This window comes from Modestobacter sp. Leaf380 (assembly GCF_001424485.1).
Taxonomy (GTDB): domain Bacteria; phylum Actinomycetota; class Actinomycetes; order Mycobacteriales; family Geodermatophilaceae; genus Klenkia.
Genome location: NZ_LMQC01000019.1, coordinates 330820 through 344872, shown reverse-complemented (window position 1 = coordinate 344872; position 14053 = coordinate 330820). Strand labels below are relative to the sequence as shown.

Annotated in this window: 10 protein-coding genes; 9 read left to right on the top strand and 1 reads right to left on the bottom strand. The window is 75.2% G+C overall.

The features are described 5' to 3' along the window. The first annotated feature begins 91 nt into the window (after positions 1–91). From ASG41_RS14080 to ASG41_RS14050, 7 genes are all read left to right on the top strand, one after another. On the top strand, positions 92–5074 hold the full coding sequence (locus ASG41_RS14080; RefSeq protein WP_082556932.1) for an NAD-glutamate dehydrogenase: 4983 nt from the start codon (positions 92–94) through the stop codon (positions 5072–5074). Between the two features lie 197 nt (positions 5075–5271). Then, entirely contained in the window at positions 5272–6258 is a 987-nt protein-coding gene (locus tag ASG41_RS14075; RefSeq protein ID WP_056295859.1) for an isopenicillin N synthase family oxygenase, read from the top strand. Positions 6259–6260: 2 nt separating this feature from the next. Then, a complete protein-coding gene (locus tag ASG41_RS14070) occupies positions 6261–6560 on the top strand; it encodes a 2Fe-2S iron-sulfur cluster-binding protein (RefSeq protein WP_200938912.1) in 300 nt (99 codons plus the stop codon). Then, a complete protein-coding gene (locus ASG41_RS14065) occupies positions 6557–8116 on the top strand; it encodes a sugar ABC transporter ATP-binding protein (protein WP_056295855.1) in 1560 nt (519 codons plus the stop codon). The genes ASG41_RS14070 and ASG41_RS14065 overlap by 4 nt, the downstream gene beginning before the upstream one ends. Further along, positions 8113–9240 (top strand): ABC transporter permease, encoded by a 1128-nt coding sequence (locus tag ASG41_RS14060; protein ID WP_056295852.1) that lies wholly within the window; start codon positions 8113–8115, stop codon positions 9238–9240. Before ASG41_RS14065 ends, ASG41_RS14060 begins: the two co-directional genes overlap by 4 nt. Before the next feature lie 82 nt (positions 9241–9322). After that, positions 9323–10384, top strand: coding sequence for a sugar ABC transporter substrate-binding protein (locus tag ASG41_RS14055; protein WP_235564833.1), 1062 nt, complete (start codon positions 9323–9325; stop codon positions 10382–10384). Further along, positions 10384–10779, top strand: coding sequence for a VOC family protein (locus ASG41_RS14050; RefSeq protein WP_056295846.1), 396 nt, complete (start codon positions 10384–10386; stop codon positions 10777–10779). Before ASG41_RS14055 ends, ASG41_RS14050 begins: the two co-directional genes overlap by 1 nt. Position 10780: 1 nt before the next feature. Here ASG41_RS14050 and ASG41_RS14045 read toward each other — a convergent pair whose 3' ends face one another. After that, a complete protein-coding gene (locus tag ASG41_RS14045) occupies positions 10781–11776 on the bottom strand; it encodes an isopenicillin N synthase family oxygenase (protein ID WP_056295843.1) in 996 nt (331 codons plus the stop codon). A gap of 14 nt (positions 11777–11790) precedes the next feature. Between ASG41_RS14045 and ASG41_RS14040 the strand changes: the two genes are divergently transcribed. Both ASG41_RS14040 and ASG41_RS14035 read left to right on the top strand, forming a co-directional pair. Then, entirely contained in the window at positions 11791–13260 is a 1470-nt protein-coding gene (locus ASG41_RS14040; RefSeq protein WP_056295841.1) for a CdaR family transcriptional regulator, read from the top strand. 124 nt (positions 13261–13384) lie between these two features. Continuing rightward, entirely contained in the window at positions 13385–14026 is a 642-nt protein-coding gene (locus tag ASG41_RS14035) for a TasA family protein (protein ID WP_056295838.1), read from the top strand. The last annotated feature ends 27 nt before the right edge of the window (positions 14027–14053 follow it).

The window sequence follows — 14053 nt, the reverse complement described above, 5'->3', positions numbered from 1 at the left end:
CGGCCCGTGTCGTCACGGCGACCTGGCGGGCAGCCGCACGACCACCGGTGCGCCACCTGACGAGGCGCCGCGGGAGGGCTAGCGTCCAGGCATGGCGAGCCCCGGCACCCTCCCTGGTCCCCCGCCCTCGACGGCGGGGACGGCGTCGGGGGGCGGCAGCGGGCGGCTGGCGGACCTGGCCGCCCTGGAGGCGGCCCGCCGGGAGAAGCAGCAGCTGCTGGACCGGGCCGCCGAGCTGGGCACCGCCGAGGTCGGTGCGCTGCCGGCCGGGTTGACCGCCGACGACGTCCCGGCGCTGGTGCACCGCTACTACCGGGGCGAGCCGGCCGCCGAGGTCGTCGACCACGAGCCCGCCGAGCTGGTCGGCCTGGCCCTGGACCACCTGCGGCTGGCCGCCACCCGCCCGCAGGGCTCGGCCACCGTGGACCTGCGACGCCCCACCGACGGCACCCCGGGCGTGCTGCGCGTCGTCACCGACGACATGCCGTTCCTGGTGGACTCGGTCACCGCCGAGGTCGTCCGGCAGGGCGTGGGGCTCGAGCACGTCGTGCACCCGGTCGTGGTGGTCCGCCGCGACGTCACCGGGCAGCTGCTGGAGTTCTGCGACTCCGGGGACCCGCAGACCTGCGGCGCCGACGCCCTCGCCGAGTCCTGGATGGCCGTGGTCCTCGCCGGCCCGGTCGACGACGAGGCCGCCGCCGACCTCGTCGCCGGGCTGCGCACCGTGCTGGCCGACGTCCGCGGGGTGCACGAGGACGCCGCCAAGCTGCGTGACCGCGCCCTGGACCTGGCGCACTTCCTGGACGCCGAGCCGTGGGACGAGTCCGACCCGGCCGACGCCGCGCTCGGCGACCCGCACGAGGCCGCCGCCCTGCTGCGCTGGATGGCCGAGGGCGCGTTCGTCTTCCTCGGCGCCAAGGACGTCGACCTGGTCGTCGACGCCGACGGCTCCCCCGCGACCGCCGCCGTCCCCGGCACCGGGCTGGGCGTGCTGCGCGCCGACGGTGACATGTCCACGCCGGTGGTGCCGATCGGCGCGGCGGCCCGCGACGTCGTGGGACGGCGGGTCGTGGTGACCAAGGCCGACGTCCGCTCGACGGTGCACCGCCCGGCCTGGCTGGACGTCGTCGCCGTCACGCTGCCCGGCCCGCAGGGCACCCGCGGCCGCCAGCACCGGATCGTCGGGCTGTTCCCGACCGGCGCGTACACCGCCAGCGTCACCGAGGTGCCGCTGGTCCGGCGCACGGCCGCGGCGGTGCTGGCCCGCTCCGGCGTGGAGGCCGACAGCCACACCGGCAAGGAGCTGCTCGACGTCCTGGAGACCTACCCGCGCGACGAGCTGCTGCAGGTCGACGTGGACGAGCTGCTGCCGGTCGCGCTGGCCGTGCTGCACCTGCGCGAGCGTCGGCAGACCCGCCTTTTCCTGCGCCGGGACCCCTTCGGCCGGTTCTTCTCCGCGCTGGTCTACCTGCCCCGCGACCGGTACACCACCGAGGTCCGGCTGGCGATGCAGAAGCTGCTGCTGGAGCGGCTGGGCGGCACCAGCGTCGAGTACACCGCCCGGTCCACCGAGTCGGTGCTGACCCGGCTGCACTTCGTCGTCCGGGTGCCGATCGGCAAGCGCGGCGCCTCCTCGCTGCCCGATGTCGACGCCGGTGAGCTGGAGCGCGCCCTGGCCGCGGTCGCCCGCAGCTGGACCGACGACCTCACCGACGTGCTCGGCGCCGAGTACGGCGCGGACGCCGAGCGCCGGCTGGCCCAGGTCGCCGACGCCTTCCCGGCCGCCTACCAGGAGGACTTCCCGGCCTCGACCGCCGTCGCCGACCTGGACCGGCTGGAGTCGCTGTCGGAGGGTGAGCTGTCGCTGCGGCTGTGGACCCCGCGCGACGCCGCCCCGGGCGAGCGCCGGCTGACCGTCTTCCGGGTGGGTGAGCGGCTGCTGCTGTCCGACGTGCTGCCGGTGCTGCAGCACCTGGGTGTGGACGTCGTCGACGAGCGGCCCTACGAGATCGACCGGATCGGCGCGCCGCTGGCCTGGGTCTACGACTTCGGCCTGGCCACCCCGACGGGTGCGATCCCCGCGCTGGACTCCCTCCCCCGCCGGTTCACCGACGCGGTCTCCGCGGTCTGGCGCGGGGACGCCGAGGACGACGGCCTGGGCGCGCTGGTCCTGGTGGCCGGGCTGACCTGGCAGCAGGTGGCCGTCGTCCGGGCGTACGTGCAGTGGCTGCGCCAGGGCGGGCTGCCGTTCTCCGCCGGCTACGTGGAGTCCGTGCTCGCCGCGCACCCCGACGTCGTCTCCGGGGTGGTGGACCTGTTCGCGGTGCGCTTCGACCCCGGTCACACCGGGGACCGGGCTGCCGCCGAGCGCGAGCTGGCCGACCGGCTGCGGCAGCGGATCGGCGCGGTGGAGTCCCTGGACGCCGACCGGGTGCTCACCGCCCTGCTGGCCGCGGTCCAGGCGACCCAGCGGACCACCGCCTACGTCGCGGGTGCGTTCACCGACGGCACGCCGCTGGCGGTCAAGCTGGACCCGCACGCCGTTCCCGACCTGCCCGAGCCGCGCCCGGCCCGCGAGGTGTGGGTGTCCTCGCCCCGGGTGATCGGCGTGCACCTGCGCTTCGGCGCCGTCGCCCGCGGTGGGCTGCGCTGGTCCGACCGGCGCGAGGACCTGCGCACCGAGGTGCTCGGCCTGGTCAAGGCGCAGACGGTGAAGAACACCGTCATCGTGCCCACCGGCGCCAAGGGCGGGTTCGTGGTGCTCCGGCCGCCGGCCGACGGCGCCTCCCGCGAGCAGGTGCTCGCCGAGGGCCAGGCCTGCTACAAGCTCTTCATCGGCGCCCTGCTGTCGCTCACCGACAACCTCGTGTCCCAGGGAGGTGCCCCCGCCGCGGTCGCCCCCGCCGAGGGCGTCGTCCGGCACGACGCCGACGACACCTACCTGGTCGTCGCCGCCGACAAGGGGACGGCGACGTTCTCCGACCTGGCCAACTCCGTCGCCCTGGAGCGCGGGTTCTGGCTGGGCGACGCCTTCGCCTCGGGCGGCTCGGTGGGCTACGACCACAAGGCCATGGGCATCACCGCCCGCGGCGCCTGGGAGTCGGTGACCCGGCACTTCCGCGAGCTGGGCATCGACACCCAGAGCCAGGAGGTCACCGTCGTCGGCGTCGGCGACATGTCCGGCGACGTCTTCGGCAACGGGATGCTGCTGTCCGAGCACCTGCGGCTGGTGGCCGCCTTCGACCACCGGCACGTGTTCGTCGACCCCACCCCGGACGCGGCCACCTCCTTCGCGGAGCGGCAGCGGCTCTTCGCCCTCCCCCGGTCCAGCTGGGCCGACTACGACCCGATGCTGATCAGCGCCGGCGGCGGCGTCTGGCCGCGGACGGCGAAGTCCGTGCCGGTCAGCGGCCCGATGCGGGAGGCGCTGGGCCTGGAGCCCGACGTCGAGCAGCTGACGCCGGCAGAGCTGGTCCGCGCCGTGCTGCTGGCCCCGGTGGACCTGCTCTTCAACGGCGGCATCGGCACCTACGTGAAGGCCGAGACCGAGAGCGCGCTGGACGTCGGGGACAAGGCCAACGACGCGGTGCGGGTCGACGGCCGGGAGCTGCGGGTCCGGGTCGTCGGCGAGGGCGGCAACCTGGGCCTGACCCAGCGCGGCCGGATCGAGTTCGCGCTGTCCGGGGGCAGGGTCAACACCGACGCGATCGACAACTCCGCGGGCGTGGACACCTCCGACCACGAGGTCAACATCAAGATCGCGATCAACCGGGTCGTCGACGACGGCCAGCTGGACGCCGAGGGCCGCGCCGCGCTGCTGGCCTCGATGACCGACGAGGTCGCCGCCCAGGTGCTCACCGACAACTACGCGCAGAACGCGACGCTGGCCGCCGAGTCCACCGCCGCCCGCAGCCTGCTGGACGCCCACGGCCGGTTCATCCGCGCCCTGGAGCGCTCGGGACGGCTGGACCGGGCGGTCGAGGCGCTGCCCGACGGCCGGGCGCTGTCCGAGCGGCGCCGGGACGGCCAGGCGCTCACCTCCCCCGAGCTCTCGGTGCTGCTGGCCTACGCCAAGCTCGAGGTCGACGACGCGGTGCTGCACTCCACGCTGCCCGACGACCCCGCCCTGGGCCGGCTGCTCACCGAGTACGTGCCCACCGAGCTGCGCACCCGGTTCCCGGCTGCGGTGGAGGCGCACCCGCTGCGCCGGGAGATCGTGGCCACCGCGCTGACCAACCGGGCGGTCAACACCGCCGGCGTCACCGGGCTGTTCCGGCTGGCCGAGGAGACCGGGGCGCCGCTGGTCGCGGTCGTGCGGGCGCACACCGTGGCCCGCGCCGTGTTCGACGTCGACCGGCTGTGGGACGCCGCCCGCGCGCTGGACAACCGGGTGCCCGCCGCCGTCCAGGTGCAGCTGCGCACCGAGGCCACCCGGCTGGCCGAGCGGGCCGCCCGCTGGCTGCTGCGGGTGCCCGAGCTCGCCGCCGAGCCCGCCGTCTCGGTGGCCACGGTGACCGCCCGGTTCGCCGGCCCGGTCGCCGTCGTCGCCCGCGAGCTGCCCGAGTGGCTGTTGGGCGCCGACGCCGGTGCCTACGCCGACCGGGCCGCGTCGCTGCGCTCGGCCGGGGTGCCCCCGGAGCTGGCCGCCGACACCGCCGTCGCCGCGCTGCTGCCGGCGGCGCTGGACCTGGCCGTCGTCGCCGAGGACACCGGGGCGCCGATCGGGCTGGCCGGTCGGGTCTGGCAGTGCCTGGCCGAGCGGCTGGACCTGGTCCCGCTGCGCGAGCTGGTCATCGGCCTGCCCCGGGACCGCCGCTGGCCGGCGATGGCCCGCGCCTCGCTGCGCGACGACCTCGCCGCGGAGCAGGCCGTGCTCACCGCCGAGGTGCTCCGCGCCCGCACCGGGGACGACGACCCCGCCGACGCCCTGGTCGAGCGCTGGGCCACCCGCTGGGACACCGCCCAGCGGCGGGCCGCCGCCCAGCTGGCCGAGCTCGCCGCCGGCGAGGCGCACGAGCTGGCCGAGTTGGTCGTCGCCGTCCGCACGCTGCGGGGGCTGCGCGCCCGCAGCTGACCCGCCGCACACCGCCCGGGGCGGGGTCGCCCCGGGCGGTGTGGCGGCCCGGGATCGAGCGGGTCTCGCACGTGTTTCGGGTGTGAAGACCACCCATCGGCGAGACATCCGCACGGTGAACGCTGCACATGTCGCCCGGAGGGCGCCGCTGGCCAGACTGGTCGCGCACCCCATCCCCCCGGCGAGGAGCGAACACCGTGAGCGTGGTCCCGGTCATCGACATCAGCGACCTGTCCAGCGACGACGAGGCCCGTCGCCGCGCGGTCGGCAAGGAGATCGACGCCGCGTGCCGGGAGATCGGGTTCTTCCAGATCACCGGGCACGGGCTGGACCCCGAGCTGGTGACCGGGGTCTACGACTCGGCCAAGGCGTTCTTCGCCCAGCCGCTGGAGGCCAAGCGCGCCGTCGCCCAGCCCGACCCCAAGACCGTGCGCGGCTACACCGCCGTCGGTGAGCAGGCCTTCGCCTACAACGACGACACCAGTGCCCCCGGTGACCTGCACCAGAAGTTCGACATCGGCCCGGTCGGCGTCCCGGACGACCCGTACTTCTCGGTGGAGAACGCCGGCCCGCACTTCATCCCCAACCAGTGGCCGGCCGAGCCCGCCGGCATGGAGGAGGCCTGGACCGCCTACTTCCACGCCGCCAACGACCTGTGCCGCACGATCATGCGCGGCTTCGCGCTCGGGCTGGACCTCGACGAGCAGTTCTTCGCCCCGTACGTGGACAAGGACATCTCGATGCTGCGGGCGATCCACTACCCGCACCGCGACGAGCCCCCGCTGCGGGGCCAGATGCGGGCCGGGGCGCACACCGACTACGGCAGCCTGACCATCGTGCGGCCCGAGGAGGCCCCCGGTGGCCTGCAGGTCTTCACCCAGGACGGCGACTGGTTCGACGTCCCGGTCATCCCCGGCGCCCTGGTGGTCAACATCGGCGACCTGATGGCCCAGTGGACCAACGACCAGTGGATCTCCACCCGGCACCGGGTCGCCAACCCGCCGCGGGACGTCGTCGCGGACACCGAGCGGATGTCGATCGTCTTCTTCCACCAGCCCAACTACGACGCCGTCATCGAGGCGCTGCCCACCACGGTGGCCCCCGGCGAGGAGCCGCGCTACGCGCCTACGACCTCGGGTGACCACCTGACCTCGAAGTTCGTCAAGACCCACCAGCGGGTCTGAGCGTGCCCGGGGTGCCGGCCGGAGCGGGGTCCCCGGTCGCTGCGTTCCACGTGGAACTGCGCCGCAGCGGCGTGACGCTGGCCGTGCCGGCCGACCGCTCGGTCCTGGAGGTCGTCGAGGAGGTGGTCCCGGTGGACTCCACCTGTCGGGCCGGGGACTGCGGGGCCTGCGTCAGCTCGGTCCTGGAGGGCCGGGTGGACCACCGCTGCACGGTGCTCTCGCCCCGAGCCCGGGCGGCGGGTCGGCGGATGGCGCTGTGCGTGGACCGGTCGGTCGACCCGGTGCTGGTGCTGGACCTGTGACCGCCACCCTGCCGGTGGACCCGGTCGACGTCACCGACCCCGGGTACGCGCTGGCCTGTGAGGACGTGGTCAAGACCTACCCGGGCGTCCGGGCGCTGGACGGCGTCTCGCTGGGTCTGCGCCGGGGCAGCGTGCACGCCCTGCTCGGCGAGAACGGTGCCGGCAAGTCCACCCTGATCAAGGTGCTCACCGGCGCCGAGCGGCCCGACGCCGGCCGGGTCGTCGTGGGTGGGGTGCCCATGCGGGCGCACACCCCGGTCGCCGCCCGCCGGCTGGGCATCCGGGTGCTGCCGCAGGAGCGGCACGTGGCCGGCGAGCTCAGCGTCGGGCACAACGTGCTGCTGGACTCCCTGCCCCGGGGTGCCCTGGGCCTGGTGAGCGCCCGCGCCGTGCACCGCCGCGCGCAGGAGCACCTGGACCGGCTCGGTCTGGCCATCGACTCCCGCGCCCGCGCCGGGGACCTGTCGCCGGCGCAGCAGCAGCTGGTGGAGCTGGCCCGCACGGTCGCCCGCCCGGCGGCGGTCGTGGTGCTCGACGAGCCGACCGCATCGCTGGCCGGGGACGAGGTGGAGACGCTGTTCGGCGTCATCGCCCAGCTGCGCGCCGGGGGCACCTCGCTGCTCTACATCTCCCACCACCTGCACGAGGTCTTCGAGGTCGCCGACACCGCCACGGTGCTGCGCAACGGCCGGCACGTGCTGGACGTCCCGGTCGCCGAGACCGACACCGACAGCCTGCTGCGGGCCATGTTCGACCGGGACGTCGTCCACCAGCGGCTGCCGCGCACGCCGCGGCCGGCGCCCGGCGCGGGACCGGCACCCGCAGTGCGCGCCGTCGGGGTGTCGGTCGCCGGGTCGCTCGAGCCGGTCGACCTGGACGTCCGGCCCGGTGAGGTGCTGGCGCTGTCCGGCCCGGCCGGCTCGGGCACCTCGGTGCTGGCCGAGCTGCTCGCCGGGGTCCGCCGTCCCGACACCGGGTCGGTGGAGCTCGAGGGCCACGGCGCGCTGACCGGACGCCCGGCCGCCGCGGCGGCCGGCATCGGGTTCGTGCCGGCCGACCGCAAGCGGTCCGCCCTGCTGCTGGAGCGCTCGATCACCGAGAACCTGGCGCTGGGCCCGACCGCACCGCTGGTGCACCTGCCCGGCCGGGCCCGGCGGGCCGCCGTCGAGGCGCTGCGGGTGGGTCGGGTGCGGGCCGACGACCCCGGCCGTCCGGTCCGGGTGCTGTCCGGCGGCAACCAGCAGCGGGTCGTGTTCTCCCGCTGGCTGGCCGGCGGCTGCCGCGTGCTGGTGCTCGACCAGCCCACCGCCGGCGTCGACGTGGTCGCCAAGTTCGACATCTACGCCCAGCTGCTGGACCTCACCGCCGAGGGCGTCGCCGTCGTCGTGGTGTCCAGCGACTACGAGGAGATCGCCGCGCTGGCCGACCGGGTCGTGGTGCTGCGCGGCGGCCGGGTCACCGCCACCGTCGACGGCGCCGACGCCACCCCCGAACGCCTCTACGCGCTGGAGACCCTCGACCAGCACACCAGCGCCCCCCAGGAGGACCCCCGATGACGTCGACCGCCCCGCCCCGGGCCACCCCGCAGTCCCCCGCCGCCGACCCGCCGCCGGCACCGGCCGGCCGCCCCCGCCTGCAGCACACGACGACGGCCGCGCTGCGCACCGTCGTCCCGCTGCTGGTCGTGGTGGTCGCGCTGTCGCTGTACACGAACAGCCAGAACGCGGCCTTCCTGTCCGAGGCGAACCTGCAGAACGTGCTCTCCCAGGTGGCCGTGCTCGGCATCCTGGCCGCCGGGCAGACCTTCCTGCTCATCGGTGGCCAGATGGACCTGTCCGTCGGCAGCCTGGCCTCCCTGGTCGGGGTCGTCGCCGCCCGCCAGTTCGCGGCCGGCTGGTCCGACGTCGCGGTCATCGCGTTCGGCCTGGCCCTGGGCGCCACCGTGGGTCTGGTCTGGGGCCTGGTGGTCGCCTTCCTCGACGTCCCGCCGTTCATCCTGACCCTGGGTGGGCTCAGCGTCTTCGCCTCGCTGGCCCTGGTGCTCAGCGACAACACCCCGGTCCCGGTCGCCTCGGGCCTGGACAGCTGGGGCTTCGGCGAGTGGGCCGGCGTCCGGGCACCGGTGGTCTTCCTGGTGGTCGTCGTGCTGCTGGCCGGGGTCGTGCTGCACCTGACCCGCTTCGGCCGGACGACGTTCGCGTTGGGATCCAGCCGGCAGACCACGTTCCTGGCCGGGATCCCGGTGCGCCGGCACGTCGTGCTGCTCTTCGTCGGCAACAGCACGCTGGCCGCGTTCGCCGGGCTGGTGCTGATGGCCCGGCTCGCCTCGGGCGACCCGCGTGCCGGGTCCGGCCTGGAGCTCGCGGTCATCGCGGTGACGGTGCTCGGCGGAGCAGCGCTGTCCGGCGGGCGCGGCACGATGGTCGGCACCGTCCTGGGTGTCCTGGTCTTCGGCGTCATCAGCGCCTCGCTGACCTTCCTCCAGGTCCCCGGCGCCTACCAGGAGCTGGTCTCCGGCGGCATCCTCATCCTCGCCGTCACGGTCACCGCCGCGGCCGACGCCCGGGTGGCCCGCGGCCGGGGGGCAGGGCGCGCCTCGGCCGTCCGCTCCGCGGTCCGTGCCTCGACCGACCCGCTGCTGCGCCGCCCCTCGCGCCGGGACGCCGACCCGCCGGACTGACCGGCCCGCACACCACCCGGTCGACGTCGCCCGGCCGCTCGCCGCCCCTCCCCTGCGTCCTCCCTGGAGCCCCCTCGTGACGATGACCCCTGCCGCGACCCCTGCCTCGCTGCTGTCCCGCTCCCCGCTTGCCCGCCGCGACTTCCTCCGCCTGACCGGGCTGATCGGCGGCGGTCTCGCCGTCGGCGGTCTGGTCTCCGCCTGCGGCGGGGACCCCGGGTCCTCGGCCGCGTCCGGGGGCGGCGGCGCGGTCGGCACGGGGAAGACCATCGGGCTCTCCCTGAACGGCAACAACGCCTACTCCAGCTACGTGGCCGAGGGAGTGCTCAAGGCCCTGGAGGGCACCGAGTACTCCTTCGCCGGCGTGCAGAACGACTTCGACTCCTCCACCGAGCTGGGCAACGTGCAGAACCTGCTCAGCCAGGGCATCGCCGGGCTGGTCGTGCTGCCGGCCGACGCCACCACGATCGCCCGCGCGGCCCAGCTGGCCGCCCAGCAGGACGTGCCCGTGGGCAACGCGCTGTGGCCCGGGGAGTCCGACGCCGACGAGTACTACGCCGGGGTCGCCGACCTGGACTCCGTCGAGGGCGGCACCATGATCGGCGAGTGGCTCATCGCCAACGCCACGCCCGGCCCGGTCATCGTGGTCCAGGGCATCGTCGGCCAGGGGTTCTCCGAGCGCATCGACGAGGGCCTGGACGCGGCACTGGAGGGCAGCGGGTTCGAGGTCGTCATCCGCGAGCAGGGCTTCTTCGCCCGGGACACCGCCACCTCGATCGTGGAGTCCGGGCTGCAGGCCAACCCGGGGGTGACGGCGATCGTGGCCTACTCCGCCTCGATGTCCAACGGCATCTCCGCCTACCTGGAGGCCAACGGCCTCACCGGCATCGCCCACGTGTCCAGCGACGCCGACGACGAGATGTTCACCTGGCTGGAGACGCCGTACCTGTCGGCCACCCGCTACTACTCGGCCGCCCAGACCGGTCTGCTCGCCGCCCAGGCGGTCCGCGCTGCGCTGGAGGGCGGCGAGGTCACCTTCGACAACGTGGTCGAGCAGTCGATGGTCACCGCCGAGGACGCCGCCGCAGCGATCGAGGCCAACCCCTACCGGTACGAGCAGTTCGCCGACCAGGCGTCGATCTGATGGGCGTCCGGCTCTCCTTCGCCAGCCTGCTGGTGGCCGACCCGGACGCCTCGGTGGAGTTCTACCGGGACGTCTTCGACCTCGACGAGGTCACCGACCTGGCCTCCCCGCACTTCCGGGGGCTGTGGGTGGAGGGCACGGTGCTGGGCTTCAGCGGGCCGCACGCCTACGAGCTGCTGGCCCTGCCGGTGCCCCCGGACGGTGAGACCGGCGTCGACACCTTCCTCACCTTCGAGGCCGAGGACCGGGCGGCGGTCGACGCGCTCACCGAGCGGGCGGTCGCGCACGGCGGGACGGTGCTCGCCGGCCCGGCGGAGACCTACTACGGGGCCTGGCAGTCCGTCGTCCGGGACCCGGACGGGCACGTGCTGCGGGTGAACTTCCTGCCCCTGTAGGTCAGTGGTGGCCCGCGCCGAAGGAGGTCTGCCGGAGGTACTTCTCCCGCAGGTGCTCCCCGGCGGTCGGGGTCCCCGGGGGCGGGTCGCCGCCCCCGGGGAGCCCGGGCAGCACGTCGACCAGGGAGTCGTAGGCCGGGTGGTGGTAGAACGCGAAGGCCAGTCGGGAGGAGTCCATCGCCCGGTCCCGGCGGGGGTTCACCACCCGGTGCAGGGTCGCCGGCCACCGGTCCCCGGTCCACTCGGTGAGCAGGTCCCCGACCATCACCATCAGCGCCCCCGGGATGACCGGGACGTCCACCCACTCCCCGCCGCGGTCGAGCACCTGCAGGCCGCCGGGCCGGTCCTCGGCGCTGACCACGGTCAGCGTGCCGTAGTCGGAGTGGATGCCGGCCCGCATCTGACCGGGCAGCGGCGGCTCGGGCTGATCGGGGTAGAACAGCGCCCGCAGCATGCTCACCGCACGGTCGGTCCGGGACGTCACGGTGTCCTGGGGCAGCCCCAGGGCATCGGTCAGCAGCACCATCAGCTCACCGGCCACCCGGGCCAGCTCGGCGTACCAGTCCTCCCACAGCGGCCGCAGCCCCGGCAGCTCCCGGGGCCACAGGTTCGGTGCCAGGTGCGGTCCGGCCGCCTGGTCGGTGACGTAGGGGTCGGCGGGGTCCAGGCCCCAGGGGCCGATGTCGAACTTCTCCTTGAGGTCGGCCGGGGACTCCTCGTCCAGCGAGTACGTGATCCCCTCGCTGCCCACCCCCGACCACCCGCGCACCTGGTCGGCGGCCGGCTGCGCGACCCTGGCCTTCACATCGGGAGCGAGCGCGAAGAACTGGCGGGTGACGGTGAAGACCTCGGTGACCAGCTCGGCGGGCACCCCGTGACCGGTGACCTGGAAGAAGCCGACCTCGTCGCAGGCGTGCCCCAGCAGCTCCGCGGTGCGGGCCCGGTCGGCCGCATCGGCGCGGCCGGGGGCGAGGTCGATGACCGGGATCGTGCGCACGGGGCGAGTGTGCCGTGCCGCTGACGGTCGCGGACCACGCCGCCGCCCTCGGCGCCGAGCTGCTGGTGCCCGAGGGCGCCGACCGGGTGGTGACCTCGGTGCGGCTGCTGGACGGACGCACCGGGCCGGCCCGGGACGGGGAGCTGCTGCTCGCCGTCTGGGCCCCGCCCCGGCGCGGGTCGGCCCTGCCGCCGTTGCGCTCGCTGCTGGCCCCGCTGCTGGGCGGCTCGCCCGCGGGCGTCCTCGTGCTGCCCGGCGGTGGCCGGGTGGTCCGCCCCCCGGCGGACGCCGTGGACCTCGTGCGGGAGGCCGGCGTCGCCCTGCTGTGGGTGGACGAGGACGTGAGCCCCGCCGTGGTCCTGGACCGGCTGCGGACGGCGGGGACCGGGGAGGGGCCCGCCCGCCTCACCGACGCCCTCGCCCGGGTGCTGGAGGGCGAGGTCGACGTCCACCGGGTGGTGCGTCGGGTGGCCGAGCTGCTCGACGCCCGCGTGACCCTGGTCGACAGCGGGGGCCGGGAGGTCGCCCAGCACCCGACGTCAGAGGACGGGCAGCCCGACGACGGGCTGGACGTCGTCCCGGTGCCGCTGGTGCACGGCGGTCGGCAGCTGGGCCTGTGGCGGGTCGAGCGGGCCACCCCGCTGGCCGCCGACGAGCTCGCGCTGGTCGACCAGGTCACCCCGGTGCTGGTGCTCGGCATGCGCGTGACGGTGGCCGAGGAGCGGGCTGCCACCCCGGTGCAGGAGCTGCTGGGCGCGGTGCTCGGGGAGGACCTGGCGGCCCGGGAGCGGGCGGTGCGCCGCAGCAAGCGGCTGGCCGCCTTCCCGGCCCGGTCAGCGGTCTTCCTCGTCGTCACGCCCTTCGGGGTGGACGTGGCGACCGCCGGGCTGACCCGGCTGGCCCGGCTGCTGGAACCGGCCGTCCGGATGGTGGACGAGCGCGCGCTCACCGTCGTCCACGAGGGTGCGGTCGTCCTCGTCGTCGGGGACGACGTCGGCCTCGAGCGCCTGCAGCGCTCGATGTACCGCCGGGTCACCGTGCCCCTGGTGATCGGCGCCAGCCGCGCCGTGGACGACGTGCGCGGCTTTCCCGGTGCTCACCGGCAGGCCCAGCGGGCCGCCGCGATCGGCCGCCAGCTGGGCGCGGTCAACCGGGTGAACCGCTACGACACGCTCGGGGTGCACCGCCTGCTGGTCCAGCTGCCCGCGCACGAGCGCAGCGCCTTCACCCGGGACGTGCTGGGCAGCGTCGCCGGGGACGACCCCGCGGCCGCAGAGGCCCGGCGGGTGCTGCGGGCCTTCCGGGCCACCCACGGCAACGCGATGGAGGCCGCCCGGCAGCTCTTCCTGCACCACAACACGTTCCGGCAGCGGCTGGCCAAGCTGCAGGCCTCGATCGGGGACTTCGTCGGGGACGCCGAGCTGCGGATGGCCGTCTTCGTCGCCCTGGACCTGCACCGGCTGGACAACGACCGGGAGGCCTGACCGCGGCGCCAGTGTCTTGTGGAGACCTTGCGGAACGCAGCGGTCCGTCTTGTGGGTCGCTCGTCAGTGTCCTCCCTGACGCCGGAGACCACCGGCCCCCGGAGCAGACCCTGGAGCACCCGCCATGAGCACCACCCACCGCCGCGCCGCCCGCACCGTCCACTCGACCGGCCGCAAGGTCGTCGTCTCCCTCGGCGTCGTCGGCGTCGCGGCCGCCGTCGCCGGCATGGGCACCTTCGGCACGTTCACCAGCAGCACGAGCGCCAGCGAGACGGTGAACAGCGGCACCGTCACCATCGCGCTGGGCGCCACCGGCACGGCCGCCAACCGGCTCTCGGCCACTGCGGCGAACATCGTCCCCGGCGACACGATCAGCCGCGCGGTCACGCTGTCCAACACCGGTGACCAGGCGCTGGCCGGGGTCGTGCTGAACACGACCGCGACGACCTCGAGCCTGCTCAACACCGATGCGACCAACGGCCTGCAGCTGTCGGTCAACGCCTGCTCGGTGCCCTGGACCGAGGCCGGCGTCGCCCCCGCCTACACCTACACCTGCACCGGCACGACCACCGCGGTGCTGGCCTCCCGCCCGGTCATCGGCGCCGCCACCGCGGTCGCCGTGCCCGCCACGCTGCCGGTCGGTGGCACGTCGAACCTGGTCGTGACCCTGACCCTGCCCCAGACGGCGGACAACACCTTCCAGACCAAGTCCTCGGTCATCGCCTTCGAGTTCGTCGGCACGCAGCGCAACGGCACCGCCCGCTGACCGGGGCGGGCGCACCGCCCGCGCCCG

Coding starts and splice junctions, on each gene's coding strand:
- ASG41_RS14080 (WP_082556932.1), top strand. CDS start 92: ATGGCGAGCCCCGGCACCCTCCCTGGTCCCCCGCCCTCGACGGCGGGG.
- ASG41_RS14060 (WP_056295852.1), top strand. CDS start 8,113: ATGACGTCGACCGCCCCGCCCCGGGCCACCCCGCAGTCCCCCGCCGCC.
- ASG41_RS14055 (WP_235564833.1), top strand. CDS start 9,323: ATGACCCCTGCCGCGACCCCTGCCTCGCTGCTGTCCCGCTCCCCGCTT.
- ASG41_RS14050 (WP_056295846.1), top strand. CDS start 10,384: ATGGGCGTCCGGCTCTCCTTCGCCAGCCTGCTGGTGGCCGACCCGGAC.
- ASG41_RS14035 (WP_056295838.1), top strand. CDS start 13,385: ATGAGCACCACCCACCGCCGCGCCGCCCGCACCGTCCACTCGACCGGC.